General features: G+C 43.1%; 4 protein-coding genes. 3 read left to right on the plus strand and 1 reads right to left on the minus strand.

Features of this window, described 5'->3' with window-relative positions:
- Nucleotides 1-329 precede the first annotated feature (329 nt).
- The gene (gene ccoG, locus H5073_RS17700; protein WP_182680887.1) at nucleotides 330-1,757 is read right to left on the minus strand and encodes a cytochrome c oxidase accessory protein CcoG; all 1,428 of its coding nucleotides are present in this window, start codon (nucleotides 1,755-1,757) and stop codon (nucleotides 330-332) included.
- A gap of 241 nt (nucleotides 1,758-1,998) precedes the next feature.
- On the opposite strand from ccoG, the gene H5073_RS17705 reads away from it, so the two are divergent.
- The 3 genes from H5073_RS17705 to H5073_RS17715 all read left to right on the plus strand — a co-directional run bounded on the left by H5073_RS17705 (nucleotide 1,999) and on the right by H5073_RS17715 (nucleotide 3,698).
- Entirely contained in the window at nucleotides 1,999-2,346 is a 348-nt protein-coding gene (locus tag H5073_RS17705; protein ID WP_182680888.1) for a hypothetical protein, read from the plus strand.
- Nucleotides 2,347-2,382: 36 nt separating this feature from the next.
- A complete protein-coding gene (locus H5073_RS17710; protein ID WP_182680889.1) occupies nucleotides 2,383-3,288 on the plus strand; it encodes a 1,4-dihydroxy-2-naphthoyl-CoA synthase in 906 nt (301 codons plus the stop codon).
- A 209-nt stretch (nucleotides 3,289-3,497) separates the two neighbouring features.
- A complete protein-coding gene (locus H5073_RS17715; RefSeq protein WP_182680890.1) occupies nucleotides 3,498-3,698 on the plus strand; it encodes a DUF2061 domain-containing protein in 201 nt (66 codons plus the stop codon).
- Nucleotides 3,699-4,121 lie beyond the last annotated feature (423 nt).

Below are 4,121 nucleotides of genomic sequence, written 5' to 3' on the forward strand. Positions count from 1 at the left end.
TGCTAACATGAAAAACTTAATTTTCATTCAGCGGCCGTTGACGCTAGGTCGTTGGCTTGGGCTGCGTATTCTACGCAATCCGTTGTCAGCGTCAAGTGTTTTTTCAAACTTTCTTTTCGCTTTGAAACATTCTATTTGAATCCTTCAAACTGACTCGTCATTGGCGTGAGCCGCTTGCCGTGTCAGTGGTTGCGCATTATAGGGAGATGAGAATTTTACGCAAGGGCTTTTTAGAGATAATTGCTAAAAACAGGGTTAACAGCCTACTTATCACCCCAAACGAGTAAAAAAGGGACTATTCGTCCCTTTTTTTGCTATTTCACGCTCTTCTATGGGCTGAAGAATCTTGTCTCTTGTGTGGTTTCGATTAACTCACCATCTATAGTGGCTAATACCTTTATATCTATATTCGTAACACTGCGTTTAAGTTCTACCGGGTCAACAGCTACGCTAATAGGTAATGTTAGAACTTCTCCCGCCGCAATAGTGACATTTTGGTCGCCATACCACTTATAGTTATCTAACCCAGTTACTGATAATTGATATTGCTGTGCTTGCTCTGTCTTATTGAGGATTTTGACGATAAAGGTGTTTTCAATTAATCCTTGGTTGTTTTCACGGTAAAGCGCGTTTCTATCCCTGATAACATCCATACGTACAGGAGCAATTGTGGCGCTGGCATAAATAAACACCAATATCATGACTGTAAGCACTACACCGTAGCCCACAAGTTTTGGTCTTAAGACGCTTTCTTTGACATTCTCGAGTTTATTCTCTGTGGTGTAACTTATCAGCCCTTTGGCATATCCCATGCGTTCCATAGTATTGTCACAAGCATCAATACAGGCGCCACAGTTGATACACTCGTATTGCAGCCCGTTGCGAATATCTATTCCCGTTGGACACACTTGAACGCAAAGATCGCAATCAATGCAATCACCTAAACCCAGTTCTTTAGGATCTTGTTTGCGAGTACGCGGGCCACGACTTTCTCCGCGCTTGGTGTCATAACCGACTATATAGGTGTTTTTGTCGAACATAGCCGCTTGGAATCGCGCGTAGGGGCACATGTGGATACACATTATTTCTCGCATCCAACCGGCATTACCATAAGTAGCAAAGGTGAAGAAGATAACCCAAAAGTAAATCCAGCCATCGGCATTAAGGGTAAATACATCGATATAGACTTCACGGCTAGGAATAAAATAAGACACAAAGGTCATAGCTGTGACTAATGAAACCAGTACCCAAGCCGAATGTTTTGCCGTTTTTCGCCACAATTTATCGAAACTCCACGGCATCTGGTCTAGCTTAATACGCTTATTACGCGCCCCTTCTATTTTCTCTTCAAACCAGATAAAGATGAAGGTCCACACGGTTTGCGGACAAGTGAAGCCGCACCAGACTCTGCCAAGGTAGGTGGTGACGAAGAATAACCCAAATGCGGCAATCATGAAGAAGGCTGCTAGTAAGGTGAGATCCTGCGGCCAAATGGTCAAGCCAAACACATGAAACTTCTGTTCACTTAAGTGAAACCAAACAGCTTGACGGTCTCCCCAAGGTAACCATGGCAATATAAGAAACAGCAACATAGTCGCCCAGCCCATATAACGGCGCACGCGAGTCCAAAGCCCATCGACTGCACGCACATAAATACTGTTACTGGGGTTAAAACGGTCTGCCTTTGTGGCGTCTGGCTGATGAATCTTTATTCGATTTTCTTTTGAATAATCCTTGGCTTTAGATTCTGTCGTCATAGTTACAGCCTTACTGCTTTGTTATTATTAATAGAAGGGGACATAGCTCGAGCGTGTATCCATTCAAATTTATCACTTGCGTCTATCAGTGCTTTGTCACCATTATCGTCGGTGAACAAAACCATTGAAGATAGAAGCTAACCTTGGATCACAAGGTGAAGCGATCAAACTCACATAGATAACTAAATTGGGTATATTATACTCGTATAATTCTTGCTTAATCACTTATATTGGATGAAAAATGAGAGGTTGGATCCTTTTAGCACTTATTGGTGCTGGTATTTATTACATGGCAACCGAAACCACCAAGTTGGATAAGCCTATTGCTCAAGCCTTAGGGTTTTTCAATAAGGCTGAGAATAAGCTCGATTCAATGACGGGCACCAAGATCATTAAGGTCAATAAAAATGCCCTGCAAGTTAAAGCGGCTATTGCCGAACGTCTATCTGGCACTGAACTCAAAGAGTTTGAGCAAATAATGGTATCTACTGGAGATATAGAAGACTTTAAAGCCGAGTATTGTCATCATGATGCCCGCCACCCCGTATTTAGCAAAGATAACTTACGCTTCATGTGTGACAAGCTTTAATCCCTTATCGTTAAATCAATACTCGTTAGGAACATGATGGAACAGTTCATTTCAGAAATTTTTGATAGCAACTTATGGGATACTGTCCCAGGTTTTGATTTTCAAGACATTACCTACCACAGAGCCAAACATCAGGGTACTGTTAGGATTGCGTTTAATCGCCCTGAATGCCGTAATGCGTTTCGGCCACAAACTGTAGATGAGCTTTATATCGCCTTAGATCATGCTCGCTGCAGTTCAGATGTCGGTAGCGTGTTACTCACTGGCAATGGCCCGTCGGCCAAAGATGGTGGCTGGGCATTCTGCTCTGGTGGCGATCAACGTATACGCGGCAAAGATGGCTATAAATATGAAGCTGAAGCTGCCAATAAGGCCGATCAAGCCCGTATGGGGCGACTGCATATTTTAGAAGTGCAACGGATGATCCGTTTTATGCCTAAAGTGGTTATCGCTGTTATACCTGGCTGGGCGGTAGGTGGAGGCCACAGCTTACATGTGGTATGTGACTTGTCTCTGGCCTCTAAAGAGCATGCCATTTTCAAGCAAACTGATGCCGATGTTGCCAGTTTTGACTCAGGGTATGGCAGCGCCTATCTTGCTAAAATGGTCGGTCAGAAACGAGCTAGGGAGATTTTTTTCTGCGGTTTTGATTACAGCGCCGACGAAGCGTTTCAAATGGGGATGGTGAATAAATCTGTCCCCCATGCAGAATTAGAACTGGAAGCCTTGCGCTGGGCCAATGAGATCAACACTAAATCACCAACGGCAATTAGGATGCTGAAATACGGTTTTAATATGACTGATGATGGCATGGTGGGGCAACAACTGTTTGCCGGCGAAGCCACCCGTTTAGCCTATGCCAGTGAAGAAGCCCGCGAGGGGCGGGATGCATTTTTAGAAAAGCGTGATCAAGACTTTTCTGAGTTTCCTTGGCATTACTAACCATCAACTGAATCGCTGAACTCAATATTAGCCGCAAGTCCGCCTAGGGCTCGCGGCTTTTTATTTAGTCTTTTCCGCTCCCCAGCCTTAATTGATCCCACCACTATCTGGTCATCGAGTTTTCCGCTCAGATTAATCTAGTGTTTAACCTTGCTTTATTATTGATAACGATTATCATTTAGATTAACTAATTCACCGAGGCTGGCATCATGATTAAAACATTCACTTTTGCGATATTACATTTTAGCGTGGCTTTCAGTATTACTTACTTATTGACGGGCAGTATTATCATAGGCGGTACTGTAGCCTTGGTTGAGCCAGCCATCAATACTGTAGTATTTTATTTCCATGAGAAAGTGTGGAAACGTTATGAAGCTAGATTAAAAAACTCGGCCCCGGCTGCCGTCTAGTCGCCCTGTTATATCATATGAAGCATTTACAGCCATATCTGCAAGTAATCGGCGACTAAGATCATAAATCAGATAGCTGTAGTGCCCTGCCAGAATTTTAGTGGATCCCGTTGTTATAACGCCGCCTTGTGAACTTTAGACAATAAAATACAGCTAACAAACACCTACCAGTGACCTTTGTGATCTAGGTAAGCAATTAATCTTGCGTTTAGGTAGGCACATAAAAATGCTAACGGTGTGGTTATGGCTAATGGGGTAAACATCAACCAGGACACTACACCTATCAATAACAACCCATATGGTAGCGTTCATAATTCTGTGTCATTTCAGTAAACTGTACAAAAACAGGAATGACACATGACTCAACCTTTTAACTTTGAACAAGCCCTTAAAGATCTTCAAGCGGGTAAAAATCTCACAGGC

This window comes from Shewanella sp. SR44-3, assembly GCF_014163735.1.
Lineage (GTDB): Bacteria > Pseudomonadota > Gammaproteobacteria > Enterobacterales > Shewanellaceae > Shewanella.

Bases quoted from the DNA above. Each gene is read 5' to 3' on its own strand.
- ccoG (WP_182680887.1), bottom strand. From the start codon at position 1,757: ATGACGACAGAATCTAAAGCCAAGGATTATTCAAAAGAAAATCGAATA.
- H5073_RS17705 (WP_182680888.1), top strand. From the start codon at position 1,999: ATGAGAGGTTGGATCCTTTTAGCACTTATTGGTGCTGGTATTTATTAC.
- H5073_RS17710 (WP_182680889.1), top strand. From the start codon at position 2,383: ATGGAACAGTTCATTTCAGAAATTTTTGATAGCAACTTATGGGATACT.
- H5073_RS17715 (WP_182680890.1), top strand. From the start codon at position 3,498: ATGATTAAAACATTCACTTTTGCGATATTACATTTTAGCGTGGCTTTC.